The organism is Thermus sp. FJN-A (assembly GCF_054655095.1).
Genome location: NZ_BAAHSC010000167.1, coordinates 21,547 through 35,056 on the forward strand (window position 1 = coordinate 21,547; position 13,510 = coordinate 35,056).

Sequence of the window (13,510 nt, forward strand, 5' to 3'; positions counted from 1 at the left end):
TCTTGACCCGGTCTAGACTTCCAGCACCTTGCGCCCGTCGTAGTAGCCGCACTCCGGGCAGACGGTGTGGGGGGGCTTCATCGCCTTGCACTCCGGGCAGGGGACGAGGGTGGGGGGTGTCAGGGCGTGGTGGCTCCTCCGGGCGTCCCGCCGCGCTTTAGAGGTCTTCTTCTTGGGTACAGGGTGCTTGGCCATCTCCAGTCCTCCAAAGGGGGGCTTGCCCCCCGCTAAACCCCTGGTAGTATAGCAGACCCGCTAGAGTTCGGGAAGGAGGTTCTTGAGGCCGAGGAGGGGGTGGTGGGCCTCCACCTGGTGGCCGCAGTCCACCAGGTTGCGGTCCGCCCCGCAGACGGGGCAGAGCCCCTTGCACCCCTCCTCGCAGAGCACGGTGTAGGGCATCTCCGTCACGAAGGCCTCGGTGAGGAAGGGAAGGAGGTCCAGGTCCGGCGCGCCGAAGGCGTAGTACTCGTCCTCGTCCTCCTCGTGGAAGGCCACCCCCTCGAGGCCCTGCTGGTAGCGGAGCATGTGCTGGAAGTGGGCGTGCACGGGGGTAGGGGTGGGCTTGAGGCAGCGGCGGCACTCCATGAGCACCACCCCCTCCACCTCCCCGGAGAGCCAGTACTCCCCCTCCCCCACGGCGGAGACCGCCACCTTCCAGGCGGCCTCCCCCTGGAGGGAGAAGGTCTCCTGGCCCACGCGGAAGGCCTCCCGCACCACGCCCGCAGCGCGGGTGGTCCCCCCCTCCTTCAGGAGGCGGGCCAGGTTGATGCTTGCCACCTCGCGGTACTCCATCCTTCCAAGTATAGCGCCGAAAGGTCCCTTTTCCTAGGGGGGTGCCTTTCTTCCCGCTGCTGGCCCCGAGAACCCCCTAAAGCCCCTCTCGCCGGGGCGGCAGGGGGGCATAAACTTCCCAAGCGGTGCATGGGGCTTTTTGCTACCATGCCCCCCATGGAGCGGGTGGTGGTGGTGGGCGTGCCCATGGACCTGGGGGCGGGACGGCGCGGGGTGGACATGGGGCCTTCCGCCCTGCGCTACGCCCGGCTTTTGGAGGAGCTGGAGGCCCTGGGGCTGGAGGTGGAAGACCTGGGGGATGTCCGGGTCCCCCTGGCCGAGACCTTGAGGAAGCGAAAGGGCCCCTACACCGAGGAGATCCGCCAGGCGGCCTTGGAGCTTCGGGACCGCTTAAGGGGCCTTCCCGAAGGGGTATTCCCCATCGTGCTCGGGGGGGACCACTCCCTGTCCATGGGCTCGGCCTCCGGGGTGGCCCGGGGCCGGGTGGGGGTCATCTGGGTGGACGCCCACGCAGACTTCAACACCCCGGAGACCAGCCCTTCCGGGAACATCCACGGGATGCCCCTGGCGGTCCTGTGCGGCCTAGGCCACCCCCGGCTCACGGAGGCCTTCGCCGCGGTGGACCCCAAGGACGTGGTCCTGGTGGGCGTCCGGAGCCTGGACCCGGGCGAGCGGCGCCTGCTTAGGGAGGCGGGGGTTTCCGTGTACACCATGCACGAGGTGGACCGCCTGGGGGTGGCCAGGATCGCCGAGGAGGCCTTGGAGAAGCTCTCCGGCCTGCCCCTTCACGTCTCCCTGGACGCGGACGTGCTGGACCCCACCCTGGCCCCGGGGGTGGGGACCCCCGTGCCCGGGGGCCTCACCTACCGGGAGGCCCACCTCCTCATGGAGATCCTGGCCCAGTCGGGCCGGGTGCGAAGCCTGGACCTGGTGGAGGTAAACCCCATCCTGGACGAGAAGAACCGCACCGCAGAGATGATGGTGGGCCTGGCCTTGAGCCTTTTGGGCAAGCGCATCCTGTAGGGCACTTAGCCGGGCGGGCGCAACCGCCTTCCCAAGGCCAGGCCCCGGGCGAAGGTTTCGCGCAAGGCGGCGTAGTCCGGGAGGCGCCGCTTGCGGAGGAGGGCCTCGAGGGCCTCCCGGGCCCACTCGCTCACCAGCACGGGGAAGTCAACCCCGGTCTCCAGGAAGTAGGCCTCCGCCTCCCGCCAGGCGCCCTCCATGCGGCGGAAGAGGGCGGGGAGGTCCTTGGGGGGCGGGGCCTCAGGCCAGAGAAAGCCGCTTACCACCCCCAAAAGCCAGGCTCCCCTGTGCGCCTTGGGCAGGGCCTCGGCGCCTTGGGCCACGTAGGCCAAGGGGTCCTTGCGCAAGAGCTCCTGGGGCAGGCGGGCCAGGGGGTCGTCCATGGTTTGGTCCCACTCTAGACCCCACGAGGCCAGAGGGCAAGGGGGTCTCTAGGCTCCTATGCGTGCGCCCGCACCCCCGTTCCCCAACCCGGGAGGCCTCGGCTACCGCTCTTGGGGTCCCCGCTCTGGCGAAAGCCAGAGCGGGGTACTTAGCCCCCCTGGGCCAAGGCGGGGAGGACGAGGCCGGGGAAGAGGCCGAGGAAGAGGAGCAGGAGGGCCACCAGGAGGGCCACGTTGCGGGCCAGGGGCCGGGGGGCCACCTCCGCTTCCCCCTTCTGGAACACGGCGAGGCCCAGGCCCAGGTAGTAGTAGGCGCTTACCGCGCTGGTGAGGAGGGCGAGGACTAAAAGCCCCCACTCGCCCACCCGGGCGGCCTCGGTGAAGACCAGGTACTTGCCCCAAAAGCCCGCCAAGGGCGGCAGGCCCAGGAGGGAAAGCGCGGCCACGAAGAGGGCGAGGCCCAGGAGGGGGTCCCGGTGGAAGAGGCCCTTGAGCCGCTCCAGGGGCACCCGGTCCGGGGAGACCTCGGCGAGGACGGCGAAGGCGAGCCCCGTGGCCAGGACGTAGGTGAGGAGGTAAAAGCCCAGGGCCTCGAGGCGCCCGGTGTAAAGGGCGAGGGCCATGTACCCGGCGTGGGCGATGGAGGAGTAGGCGAGAAGCCGCTTGGCCTCCTTCTGCGCCAGGGCCGCCAGGTTCCCCACCACCACGGAGAGGGCCACGAGGAGGGCGAGGGCCTCGGGGGGTGCGGCCACCCGGAGGAGGGCGGCGAAGGCCGCGGCCTTCACCGAGGTGGCCATGAAGAGGACCACGGGGGTGGGGCTTCCCTGGTAGACGTCGGGGGTCCAGAAGTGGAAGGGGGCGAGGGCCGCCTTAAAGCCCAGGCCCACGAGGAGCAGGCCCAGGGCCAGGGCGTAGAGGGGGCCTTCCCCGGGGGCGCCCAGGACGAGGCTCCCCGTGGCCCCGTAGAAGAGGGCCGCCCCGTAGAGGAAGAAGGCGGCGGCCAAGGCCCCCAGGAGGAAGTACTTGAGGGCGGCCTCCAGCCCCTCCCCCCGCCGCCAGGTGGCCAGGGCGTAGAGGGGGAGGGAGAGGGCCTCGAGGGCCACCAGCATCAGGACCAGGTTCTGGGTGGAGGCCAAGAGGTGCATGCCCGTGGCGGCGTAGAGCACCAGGAGGTGGAACTCAAACCGCCCCGAGCGCACGAGGCCCACGGTCCACAAGGCCCCCAGGAGGGCGAGGAGGGTGAAGACCTGGGAGACGCCGTCCACCGCGTAGGGCCCGAAGGCGAAGGGCCTCCCCCAGGTGAGGAGGAGGCTTACGAGGGCCAAGGCCAGGCCCAGGAGCGTGGCCCGCTTCACGCCCTGGGGCGGGAGGACGAAGCCGAGAAGGGTCAAGGCCACGGAGAAGACCGCGAGGATCGCCAGGGTCATGCGCCACCTCCAAGAAGCTTGGCGAAGGCCTCCGCCAGAGGGTGGAGCCCCCGGGCGAAGTAGCCGGGGAAGACCCCCATGAGGAGGAGGGCGAGGACGCTAAGCAGGGCGAAGCCCCACTCCGCCCCCGCGAGGTCCTTCACCCCAGACCCTCCCTCCTCCCAGAAGGTCTTCTGGAAGGCGGTGAGGGCATAGGCCGCGGAGGCGATCACGGAGAGGAAGGCCAAGGCGGCAAGCCAGGGGCTGGCCTTGTAGGCCCCGAGGAGGGTCAGAAACTCCCCGGGGAAGCCGGAAAGCCCGGGAAGGCCCACCATGGCGAGGAAGAGGATGAGGGCCAAGGCGGCGAGGCCCGGGGCGCTCTCTGCCAGGCCCCGGTAGCGCCCGATCTCCAGGGTGCCCGTCCGCTCGTAAAGCCTTCCCGCGAGGAGGAAGAGCCCCCCGGTGTAGACCCCGCTGGCCGCCAGGAGGTATAGCCCCCCCATGGCCCCTTCCGGCGTGCCCGAGAAGACCCCCAGGGCCGCCACCCCCATGTGGGAAAGCCCGGCGTAGGCCAGGAGGGTCTTGAAGTCCTTGGCGGCGAAGGCCACCCAGGCGCCGTAGAGGGCGGAAAGGGCCGCCAGGAAGAGGAGGAGGCCCTGGGCCTGGGCGAAGCCCTCGGGGGCCAAGGGGATGGCGAAGCGGAAGAAGGCGAAGACCCCCACCTTGTAAAGGGTGCCGAGGGCGTCGGCGAGGCCCGAAGGGTGGTTTTCCTGGTGGAAGGGAGGAAGCCAGGCGTGGAGGGGGAAGAGGGGCGTCTTGATGGCGAAGGCCAGGGCGAAGCCCAGGAAGACCCAGAAGGCGGCCTCTCCCTGGAGGGGGTGGGCGAGGAGGTCCTCCAGGAGGAAGGTGGGGCTGCCCGAGAGGAGCCTGGCCCCGAGGACGGCGGCGAGCATGGGCAAGGAGCCCACCAGGGTGAAGAGGACGAAGGTGTAGAGGGCCCGCGTCCGCCCCTCCCCCCCGTAGAGGTAGAGCATGAGGAGGGCGGGGATGAGGGCGGCCTCAAAGAAGACGTAGAAGACGAGGAGGTCCCGGGCGGCGAAGAGGCCGAGGAGAAGCCCCTCCATGAGGAGGGCGAGGCCCAGGAAGCGCCCTTCCACCCTCGCCACCAAAGCCCCTAAGAAGACGGTGAGGGCGATGGTGAGGAAGAAAAGCGCGGAAAGCCCGTCCAGACCGAAGGCCCAGTACACCCCCGCCCCGGGGAGGAGGGGGGCTTGGAAGGCGTGGGCCACCCCGCCCGGGTGGGTGAGGAAGAGGTAGAGGTTGAGGAGGAAGGAAAGCCCCGCCCCCAAAACCCCGAGGGCCCGGGGCAGGCCCAAAAGGAGCAGGGCCCCGAAGACCACCGGTAGAAGGACCGCCAGGACTACCACCGCATCACCCCCAGAAGGAGAAGCGCCCCCAGGACGAAGAGGAGGGCGTAAACCCTAAGGTAGCCGGTCTGCAAGCGGGCGAGGCCCTGACCCAGGCTCCGCGCCGCCCCGCCCAGGCCGAAGTAGCCGCTTAAGAGGCCCCGGTCCCCGTAGAAGAGGGCCTCCGCCAGGGCCTTCAAGGGGTTTACGATGAGGGCGTTGTAGGCCCGGTCCACGTAGAAGGCCTCCCGGCTCGCCGCCTCAAAGGCCAGGTACCAGGCGGGGAAAACCTTGCGCTGGAAGAAGACGAAACCCGCCCAGAGCCCCAGAAGGGCCACCGCCGCCGAGAGGGCGATGAGGCCCCACTCCGTCCCCAGGGAGAGGTGGTGGGCCTCTACCTCCGCCAGGGCCGGCTTCAGGAAGGGTTCCAGGACGTTGGGCAAGGGGTGGGGCAGGGCCAGGTAGCCTGCCAGCACCGAGCCCAGGGCCAGGAGGTGGTTGGGCCAGAGCATCACCGGCGGGGCCTCGTGGGGGTGGTGGTGGCCCCTCTCCTCCCCCAGGAAGACCAGGACGAACCAGCGCATGGCGTACATGGCGGTGAGGACCGCCACGAGGAGCGCCCCCACGTAGAACCCCACCCCCCCGAAGGGGTAGGTGAGGGTGGCGGTGAGGATGGCGTCCTTGGACCAGAAGCCGGAAAGCAGGGGAAGGCCGCCCAGGGCCAGGGCCCCGATGAGGGCGTGCCAGCGGGTTTGGGGCAGGTGCTTCCAGAGGCCCCCCATCTTGCGCACGTCCTGCTCGCCCCCCAGGGCGTGGATCACGCTCCCCGAGGCCAGGAAGAGGAGGGCCTTGAAGAAGGCGTGGGTGAAGACGTGGAAGAGGGCCACCCAGTACGCCCCCACCCCGGCCGCCAGGAACATGTACCCGAGCTGGCTGATGGTGGAGTAGGCGACGATTTTCTTGATATCGGTCTGGCCGAAGGCGGATAGCGCCCCATAAGCCGCGGTGAGGAGGCCGATGACGGCGATGGCGTAGGAGACGTCGGGGAGGTTGGCGTAGAGGAAGGAGCTCCGGGCCACCAGGTAGACCCCCGCCGTCACCATGGTGGCCGCGTGGATCAGGGCGGAGACCGGGGTGGGGCCCGCCATGGCGTCGGGGAGCCAGACCATGAGGGGGATCTGGGCGCTCTTGCCCACGGCCCCGAGGAAGAGGAGAAGCCCCGCCAGGGCGAGGAGGTCGGGGTTCTTCAGGGGGCCCTCCATCGCCTCCTTGAGCTCGCTGATGGAGAGCGTCCCGAAGAGGGCCCAGAGGATGGCCATACCCAGCATGAAGCCCAGGTCGCCGATCCGGTTCACGATGAAGGCCTTGCGGGCGCTGTCGGCGTACTGGGCGTTTTTGTACCAGAAGCCGATGAGGAGGAAGCTCGCCAGGCCTACCCCCTCCCAGCCGATGAACATCACCGGGTAGCTGTCGGCGAGGACCAGGGTGAGCATCATGGCGATGAAGAGGTTGAAGTAGGCGAAGAAGCGGCTGTAGCCCGGGTCCCCCCCCATGTAGCCGATGGCGTAGACGTGGATGAGGAAGCCCACGCCGGTGACGATGAGGAGCATGAAGCCGGAGAGGTTGTCCAGAAGGAGGCTGAAGGGGATGCCGGGAAGCCACTCCGCTTCAAAGCGGGCCCCGCCCGAGAGGAGAAGCCCCGTCCCCAGGAGGAAGGAGGCGAGGACGAGCCCCGAGGCCAGGACCCCGGGGAGGGGCTCTTTTAGCCGCTTGCCGAAGAGGCCGAGGAGGGCGAAGCCCAAGAAGGGCAGGAGAATCGTCCCGAGAAGCGCCATGCTTACCCCCGAAGCTCCGAGAGGTCGTCCACCGCGGTGCTCTCCCGGTGGCGGAAGATGGCCACGATGAGGCCGAGGCCCACGGCCACCTCGGCGGCGGCCACGGCGATGACCATGAGGGCGGCCACCTGGCCGTCAAGCCCGTAGGCCCGGGCGAAGCCCACCAGGGAGAGGTTGGCCGCGTTCAGCATGAGCTCAATGGAGAGGAAGACCAGGATGGCGGTCCTCCGGGTGAGGACCCCGTAGACCCCGAGGGCGAAGAGAAGGGCGGAGGTGAGGAGGTAGCTCACCGCGCCACCTCCTCCCGGTTCTCCGCCTCCTTGGCCCTCGAGGCCTTCCCGGGCTCCACCAGGGCCACGGCCACCACCGTGGCGGCCATGAGGAGGAAGCCCGCCGCGAGGAGGACGAAGAGCCAGTCGCCGTAGAGCAGGGGCCCCAGGGCCTGGGGAAGCCCGCCCTTCAGGTCCTGGGTGAAGGCGAGGTCCAGCCCCCAAAGCCCCGCGGCCAAGATCCCCGCCACCCCTAAGGCGAGGAGGGCGGCGAGGGGCTTGGAGCGCACCAGGGGGTCAAACCCGATCTCCCCTTGGGCGGCGAAGAGGAGCATGATGACGAAGAGGAAGAGGACCACGATGGCCCCGGCGTAGACGATGACCTGGATAAAGCCCAGAAAGCGGGCGTCCAGGGCCACGTAGACCCCGGCGAGGACCAGGAAGTTGAGGATCAGGGCCAGGGCGGCGTGGATGGCGTTCCTGAGGGTGACCACCAGGACCCCGCTCAGGAGGAGGAGGAAGAGGGCGAGGCCTTCAAGAAGGCTCATCGCTTCCCCCCTTCCGTGGGGGCCTTGAACCCCTCCAGCTCGGGCCGCACGTAGGGCACCACGTAGCCCACCTTCACGGGCTTGCCCGTCCGCTTGGCCTCGCGGCGCTGGGGCTTGGTGCCCACCACGTCCACCAGCATGTCCTCCTTGCCGTAGACGAGGTCGGAGTACTCGTAGTCCGCCATCTCAAAGTCGTACCCCAGGACGATGGCCCCCGTGGGGCAGGCCTCCTCGCAGAGGCCGCAGAAGATGCACCGGAGCATGTTGATCTCGTAGACCTTGGCGTACCGCTCCCCCGCGGAGACCGGGTTTTCCGGGTCGTTCTCCGCCGGCTCCACGTAGATGGCGTAGGCGGGGCAGGCGGCGGCGCAGAGGGAGCAGCCGATGCACTTCTCTAGCCCGTTCGGGTGCCGGGTGAGGACGTGCCGCCCGTGGAAGCGGGGCTTGAGGGCCACGGGGGCGTCGGGGTAGGGGACCGTCACCGGCTTGGAGAAGAGGTACTTTAGGGTGATGCCGAGGCTTTGGGCGAGGGCCTTCAGGGTCATGCGCCACCTCCTTTGCGGGCGGGCTTAGGGGTGTAGAGGACCGCTCCCAGGAGGACGAGGAAGCTTAGGGCGGAGAGGTAGAGGAGGTAGGTCTTGGGGAGGTCCAGGGCCACCACGAGGGCGGTGACGAGGAACCAGAGGAGGGCCACCGGGAAGAGGAAGCCCCAGCCGAAGCGGAGGAGCTGGTCGTAGCGCAGGCGGAACCAGGTGGCCCGGATCCAGATGAAGAAGAAGAGGAAGAAGGCGAGCTTGAGGAACATCCAGAGGTAGGGGACCTCGAGGACGGGCATGGTCCAGCCGCCCAGGAAGAGGGTGGGGATGAGGGCGCTGGCGGTGATGAAGTGGATGTACTCCGCCATCTGGAAGAGGGCCCACTTGATGGAGCTGTACTCCGTGTGGTACCCGCCCACGAGCTCCTGCTCCGCCTCGGGGAGGTCAAAGGGGGTGCGGGCGGCCTCGGCCATGCTGGCGATGAGGTAGACCAGGAAGGCGGGGAAGGCGTAGAGGAAGAGCCAGCCGTGCTCCTTCTGCCAGTTCACGATGTCGTTCAGGTTGAGGCTGCCCACGAGGAGCACGGGGGCGAGGAGGGCGAGGCCCAGGCCGAGCTCGTAGGAGATGAGGCTCGCCGAGGAGCGGAGGGAGCCCAAGAGGCTGTACTTGCTCCCCGAGGCCCACCCGGAGAGGAAGATCCCGTAGACGGCGAGCTCGCTCACGGCGAAGAGGTAGAGGATCCCCAGGTCCAGGTTGATCACCCAGGGCTGGTAGCCGAAGAAGCTTCCCGGCGGGCCAAAGGGGATGAGCCCGAAGGCGAGGAGGGCGAAGACCACGGAGATGAGGGGGGCGAGGACGAAGAGGAACCGGTCCGCCTGGGCCACCACGATGTCTTCCTTAAAGATGCTCTTGATGGCGTCGGCGAGGGGCTGGAGGAGGCCAAAAGGCCCCACCCGGTTCGGCCCCATGCGCACCTGGAAGCGGGCGAGGAGCCTCCTTTCAATGAGGGTCATGAAGGCGAAGGCGGTGAGGAGGCCCACCACCACCAAGAGGGCCTTCAGGGCCACCATCCAGTAAGGGTCTACGGGGTAGGACCAGGTCACGCTTCACCTCCCGCGGGCACCAGGACGCGCCCCTCCATCCGGAGGCCCGCCGCGGGCCCCAGGGCCGAGAGGTAGAGGTGGCCTTTGGGCACGTCCTCCCGGTGGACCACCCGGGCCTCCACCCGGCCGAAGGGGGTCTCCACGGCCACCTGGGCCCCCTCAGGCAGGGCCTCGGCCCGCGCCGTCTCCGGGTGGGCCCAGAGTTCCGCCCGGGCCGCCTCTTGGGCCTTGCCCACCGCCTGGTGGGCCTTCCACATGGTGGGCCGGAGGTAGAAGGCGCCCTCCCGCTCCTTGGGCCGGAGCTCCTTGAGGCGGAAGGCGAAGCGGCCCATGGCCTCCGGGACCTTCCTGGCCTTCAGGGCCTTCTGCGCCTCGAGGTGGAGCCGGAAGGGGGGCTTGACCCCCAGGGCCTCGGCGAGGAGGGCCAGGACTTGGAGGGCGCCCTCCGCCTCCCCGTTTTCGATGGGGGCGGGGCTTAGGGGGAGGACCCGGCCTTCCAGGTTCACGAGGTGGCCCCGCTTCTCGTAGAAGGTGGGGGCGGGGAGGACCACGTGGGCGTAGCGCTCCGCCAGGGGGTGGAGGTGGCTTAGGTGCATCACCACGAAGCGCTTGCCCTTAAGGGCCTCTTCCGGGGGCACGAAGCCGTAGTAGGCGTAGAGGGCCCCGGGCTCGTCCCAGGAGGCCCCCTTCGCCCCGGGGAGGACCCCCATGGCCTCGAGGCCCCGGGCGTTGGCCGCCGGGGTCATGGCGAGGACCTTGGCCCCCTTGCGCTCGGCGAGGAGGCGGGCCCTCTCCGCAGCCACCGCGTCCTGGAGCACGGAGGCCCCCAGGAGGAGCACCGGGCTTTGCGCCTTCTCCCAGGCCTCCTTCGCTTTCGCCACCGCCTCGCTTCCCTCCTTCTCCCCCAGGAGGGCGAGGAGGATCTCCCGCTCCTCCCCGGGGCGGTGGACCCCGTGGATGGCGGCCCACTTCATGAGGGGGGCGCGGTAGGGGGCGAAGAGGGCCATCTTGTCCGTGCGCCGCGGCATCCTCTCCTTGATCCCTAGGTCGGCGAAGGGGGTGCCGTGGCCAAAGCGGAAGGGGGGCTTGAGGTCGCGCACGAACTCGCTGAGGCGCAGGTGGAGGATGGGGGCCTCCTCCGTGGGGTCGCCCAGGACCAGGGCGAAGTCCGCCCGCAGGAGGTCCTCCAGGGTGGCCGCGGGGAAGAGGCTCGCCGGGGCGGCGGTGCGGCCCTGGAAGTCCAGGTGGGGGGTCTTGAGGGCCTGGGCGAGCTCGGAGGCCAAAAGGCCCTCCTCCAGGGTGGCGTCGTGGGCCAGGTAAAGCCCCACCTCCTCGCCTCTCGCCCCCTTCAGGCCCTCCTTGATGGCCAGGAAGGCCTCCTCCCAGGTGGCCTCCACCAGCCTCCCCTCCCTACGGACCAAGGGGGTTCTGAGCCGGTCCGAGTCCGCCCACTCGTGCCCGAAGCGGCCCGCGTCGCAGATCCAGATCTCGTTCACCTCGGGCACCTCCCGGGCCCGCACCCTTAGGAGCTCGCCGCTCCGGGTGTCCGCGGTGATCCCGCACCCCACGGGGCAGAGGGCGCAGGTGGTGGGGGTCTCCTCCATCTCCCAGTTGCGGGCCCGGAAGCGGGCGGTGAGGTCCAAAAGGGCCCCCACCGGGCAGATATCCGTGATGTTGCCGGAGAAGCCCGAGGGGAGGCCGAAGTCCATGGTGCCGATGAAGGTGTGCACCCCGCGCTCAATGAAGTCCAGGACCTCGTCCCCCGGAACCTCCTCAAAGTAGCGCACGCACCGCTTGCAGTGGATGCACCGCTCCCGGTCCAGGACTACGAAGGGGGAGAGGGGGTGGTGCTTGTCCACGTGGCGGCGGGTGAACTCAAAGCGGGTGTAGACGGGAAGCTCCAGGGGGCCCTTCTGGTAGTACTTCTCGTAGAGGCCGTACTCCACCGTGCGGTCCTGGAGCTCGCAGGCCCCGCCCTTGTCGCAGGTGGGGCAGTCTAAGGGGTGGTTTAGGAGGGTGAACTCCACCATCCCCGCCTGGGCCTCCCGCACCACCTCGGAGAGGGTGTCCACCACCATCCCGTCCGCCACAGCGGTGACGCAGCTTGCCGCGAGCTTGGGCTGCCAGGCGATCTCCGGCTCACCCGCCTCGTTCAAGACGGGCTTCCCGTCCGGGCCCCTCTTGGGGAGGCCGATCCGCACCAGGCACATGCGGCAGGCCCCGATGGGGGAGAGGTGCTTTTCCGAGCAGAAGAGGGGCACGTCGTACCCCGCGTGGAAGACCGCGTCCATGACGCTCGTTCCCGGGGGTACCTCCACGATGCGGTCGTTGACCTTGACCCTGACCACCTTCACCTCCAGAGCACGGGCCTGGGCACGGGCTTCTTCTCCCGCGCCAGGGCCAGGTACTGGTCCTTGAAGTGCTTCAAAGACCCCTTCACCGGCCAGACGGCGGCGTCGGCCAGGGGGCAGAAGCTCCGGCCCTCAATCAGGGGCAGGAGGGCTTCCAGGTGCTCCACGTCCTTTTCCTCGCCCTGGCCAGAGCCGATCTTGGCGAAGAGGTTCACCATGAAGCCCGCCACGCCCTCGCGGCAGGGGGTGCACTTGCCGCAGGACTCGTGGGCGTAGAAGCGGGTGATGTTCCACATGGCGTCCACCATGCTCACCCGCTCGGGGATGAGGATGACCCCGCCCGTCCCCAGCATGGAGCCCTTGGCCTGCAGGTGCTCGTAGCTCATGGGCGTGTCCAGGACCTCGTCGGTGAAGGGCAAGGGCGGGGTGGAGGACCCTCCGGGGATGAGGGCCTGGATGGGCTCCAAGGGGCCTCCCGCCCACTCGTAGAGGAGCTCGCGGAAGGTGGTGCCCATGGGGAGTTCATACACCCCGGGGCGCCGCACGGGCCCCGAGACCTGGTAGAGCTTCATCCCCTTGGACTGCTCCGTGCCCATCTGGGCGAACCAGTCCGCGCCCCGCTCCAGGATGGGCACCACGGCGGCCAGGGTCTCCACGTTGTTGATGGTGGTGGGCTTGCCCCAGAGGCCCGCCTGGGCGGGGAAGGGGGGCTTCAAGCGGGGGTTCGCCCTGAGGCCCTCCAGGGAGTTCATGAGGGCCGTCTCCTCCCCGCAGATGTAGGCCCCGGCTCCGCGGTGGACGTGGAGGTCAAAGGAGAAGTCCGTGCCGAAGAGGTTTTTCCCCAAATAGCCCCGCGCCCGGGCCTCCCTTATGGCCGTCTCCAGCCGGTCCGCCGCCCGGCGGTACTCCCCCCGGACGTAGATGTAGCCCACCGTGGCCCGTATGGCGTACCCGGCCAGGATCATGCCCTCAATGAGGAGGTGGGGGACGTCCTCCAGGATGTAGCGGTCCTTGAAGCTCCCGGGCTCGGACTCGTCGGCGTTGCAGATGAGGTAGTGCTGCTTCCCGTCCTTGGGCATGAAGCCCCACTTGACCCCCGTGGGGAAGCCCGCCCCGCCCCGGCCCCGTAGCCCCGAGCGCTTCACCTCCTCGATGACCTCCTCCGGGGTCTTTTCCTTGAGGACCCGCCTGGCGGTCTCGTACCCCCCGTGCTTGAGGTAGTAGTCCAGGGTCCAGGACCCTTCCTTCCCCACGTGGGCGTAGAGGGTCCGTTCAAAGCGGGGGTCCAGCCCGGAAAGAATCGGCCCGGTCATACCTCCACCTCGTGCACGTGGTGGCCGCACTTGCCGGGAAGCGCAATCTCCTCAAGCCGCTTCCCCGCCCTGAGGCCTTCCAGAAGCGCCTTAAGCCTCTCCCGGGTCACGCATTCCACGTAGGGCTCATCGTTCACCTGGACCACGGGGGCGGTGTGGCAAGACCCAAGGCACTCCACCTTCTGCACGCTGAAGAGCCCGTCCGGGGTCACCTCCCCGGGGCCGATGCCTAGCTCCTCCGTCAGGTGGTCCCAAAGCTCGTCCGCCCCCGCAAGCTTGCAGCTTAGCGTGGCGCAGACCTGGAGGTGGTAGCGCCCGGTGGGCACGAACTGGTAGTAGGAGTAGAAGCTCGCCACCCCCAGGACCTCGGTGGGGGTGGTGCCCACGAGGCGGGCGATCTCCTCTATGCGCTCCGGGCGGATCCAGCCCTCCTCCTGCTGCACCCGGCGGAGAAGGGGCATGATGGCCGAGCGGCGCCCCTCGGGCGGGTACTTGGCGAAGGTCTCCTCCAGGAAGTCCTTTTTGTCGTCAAAGAACCCCATCTT

At 69.1% G+C, this 13,510-nt stretch carries 14 protein-coding genes; 1 reads left to right on the forward strand and 13 read right to left on the reverse strand.

Features of this window, described 5'->3' with window-relative positions; genetic code table 11:
* Window positions 1–12 precede the first annotated feature (12 nt).
* Window positions 13–195: a 50S ribosomal protein L32 gene (gene rpmF / locus ACYQ0J_RS03090; protein ID WP_015716502.1), complete on the reverse strand. Its 183-nt coding sequence runs from the start codon at window positions 193–195 to the stop codon at window positions 13–15.
* 60 nt (window positions 196–255) lie between these two features.
* Window positions 256–792, reverse strand: a complete 537-nt coding sequence (locus tag ACYQ0J_RS03095; protein ID WP_460170714.1) for a DUF177 domain-containing protein — start codon at window positions 790–792, stop codon at window positions 256–258.
* A gap of 147 nt (window positions 793–939) precedes the next feature.
* Here ACYQ0J_RS03095 and rocF point away from each other — a divergent pair, with 147 nt between their 5' ends.
* Window positions 940–1,815: an arginase gene (rocF, locus tag ACYQ0J_RS03100; protein ID WP_460170938.1), complete on the forward strand. Its 876-nt coding sequence runs from the start codon at window positions 940–942 to the stop codon at window positions 1,813–1,815.
* Between the two features lie 5 nt (window positions 1,816–1,820).
* On the opposite strand, the gene ACYQ0J_RS03105 is transcribed toward rocF, so the two are convergent.
* The 11 genes from ACYQ0J_RS03105 to nuoE form a co-directional block, all read right to left on the reverse strand.
* Entirely contained in the window at window positions 1,821–2,198 is a 378-nt protein-coding gene (locus ACYQ0J_RS03105) for a hypothetical protein (protein ID WP_460170715.1), read from the reverse strand.
* 149 nt (window positions 2,199–2,347) lie between these two features.
* Window positions 2,348–3,625 (reverse strand): NADH-quinone oxidoreductase subunit N, encoded by a 1,278-nt coding sequence (locus tag ACYQ0J_RS03110; protein ID WP_460170716.1) that lies wholly within the window; start codon window positions 3,623–3,625, stop codon window positions 2,348–2,350.
* A complete protein-coding gene (locus tag ACYQ0J_RS03115) occupies window positions 3,622–5,031 on the reverse strand; it encodes a complex I subunit 4 family protein (protein ID WP_460170717.1) in 1,410 nt (469 codons plus the stop codon). Before ACYQ0J_RS03115 ends, ACYQ0J_RS03110 begins: the two co-directional genes overlap by 4 nt.
* Window positions 5,025–6,845 carry an NADH-quinone oxidoreductase subunit L gene (gene nuoL / locus ACYQ0J_RS03120; protein ID WP_460170718.1) on the reverse strand — a complete coding sequence of 607 codons (1,821 nt, stop codon included), beginning with the start codon at window positions 6,843–6,845 and terminating at the stop codon, window positions 5,025–5,027. The genes ACYQ0J_RS03115 and nuoL overlap by 7 nt, the downstream gene beginning before the upstream one ends.
* 2 nt (window positions 6,846–6,847) lie before the next feature.
* Complete coding sequence (gene nuoK, locus ACYQ0J_RS03125; protein WP_011227704.1) at window positions 6,848–7,135, reverse strand: NADH-quinone oxidoreductase subunit NuoK; 288 nt, start codon at window positions 7,133–7,135, stop codon at window positions 6,848–6,850.
* Window positions 7,132–7,662, reverse strand: coding sequence for an NADH-quinone oxidoreductase subunit J family protein (locus ACYQ0J_RS03130; RefSeq protein WP_353300243.1), 531 nt, complete (start codon window positions 7,660–7,662; stop codon window positions 7,132–7,134). Before ACYQ0J_RS03130 ends, nuoK begins: the two co-directional genes overlap by 4 nt.
* The gene (nuoI, locus tag ACYQ0J_RS03135) at window positions 7,659–8,207 is read right to left on the reverse strand and encodes an NADH-quinone oxidoreductase subunit NuoI (protein ID WP_011174264.1); all 549 of its coding nucleotides are present in this window, start codon (window positions 8,205–8,207) and stop codon (window positions 7,659–7,661) included. Before nuoI ends, ACYQ0J_RS03130 begins: the two co-directional genes overlap by 4 nt.
* Entirely contained in the window at window positions 8,204–9,301 is a 1,098-nt protein-coding gene (nuoH, locus tag ACYQ0J_RS03140; RefSeq protein WP_460170719.1) for an NADH-quinone oxidoreductase subunit NuoH, read from the reverse strand. Before nuoH ends, nuoI begins: the two co-directional genes overlap by 4 nt.
* Complete coding sequence (gene nuoG, locus ACYQ0J_RS03145) at window positions 9,298–11,649, reverse strand: NADH-quinone oxidoreductase subunit NuoG (protein WP_460170939.1); 2,352 nt, start codon at window positions 11,647–11,649, stop codon at window positions 9,298–9,300. The genes nuoH and nuoG overlap by 4 nt, the downstream gene beginning before the upstream one ends.
* A gap of 2 nt (window positions 11,650–11,651) precedes the next feature.
* On the reverse strand, window positions 11,652–12,965 hold the full coding sequence (nuoF, locus tag ACYQ0J_RS03150) for an NADH-quinone oxidoreductase subunit NuoF (RefSeq protein WP_460170720.1): 1,314 nt from the start codon (window positions 12,963–12,965) through the stop codon (window positions 11,652–11,654).
* Entirely contained in the window at window positions 12,962–13,507 is a 546-nt protein-coding gene (gene nuoE / locus ACYQ0J_RS03155) for an NADH-quinone oxidoreductase subunit NuoE (protein ID WP_460170721.1), read from the reverse strand. The genes nuoF and nuoE overlap by 4 nt, the downstream gene beginning before the upstream one ends.
* Between the last annotated feature and the right edge of the window lie 3 nt (window positions 13,508–13,510).

What these genes read in the sequence shown, in the direction of transcription:
- nuoE (WP_460170721.1), bottom strand. Translation starts at nt 13,507, where the DNA reads ATGGGGTTCTTTGACGACAAAAAGGACTTCCTGGAGGAGACCTTCGCC.
- nuoI (WP_011174264.1), bottom strand. Translation starts at nt 8,207, where the DNA reads ATGACCCTGAAGGCCCTCGCCCAAAGCCTCGGCATCACCCTAAAGTAC.
- ACYQ0J_RS03105 (WP_460170715.1), bottom strand. Translation starts at nt 2,198, where the DNA reads ATGGACGACCCCCTGGCCCGCCTGCCCCAGGAGCTCTTGCGCAAGGAC.
- ACYQ0J_RS03095 (WP_460170714.1), bottom strand. Translation starts at nt 792, where the DNA reads ATGGAGTACCGCGAGGTGGCAAGCATCAACCTGGCCCGCCTCCTGAAG.
- nuoL (WP_460170718.1), bottom strand. Translation starts at nt 6,845, where the DNA reads ATGGCGCTTCTCGGGACGATTCTCCTGCCCTTCTTGGGCTTCGCCCTC.
- ACYQ0J_RS03130 (WP_353300243.1), bottom strand. Translation starts at nt 7,662, where the DNA reads ATGAGCCTTCTTGAAGGCCTCGCCCTCTTCCTCCTCCTCCTGAGCGGG.
- nuoF (WP_460170720.1), bottom strand. Translation starts at nt 12,965, where the DNA reads ATGACCGGGCCGATTCTTTCCGGGCTGGACCCCCGCTTTGAACGGACC.
- ACYQ0J_RS03110 (WP_460170716.1), bottom strand. Translation starts at nt 3,625, where the DNA reads ATGACCCTGGCGATCCTCGCGGTCTTCTCCGTGGCCTTGACCCTTCTC.
- rocF (WP_460170938.1), top strand. Translation starts at nt 940, where the DNA reads ATGCCCCCCATGGAGCGGGTGGTGGTGGTGGGCGTGCCCATGGACCTG.
- rpmF (WP_015716502.1), bottom strand. Translation starts at nt 195, where the DNA reads ATGGCCAAGCACCCTGTACCCAAGAAGAAGACCTCTAAAGCGCGGCGG.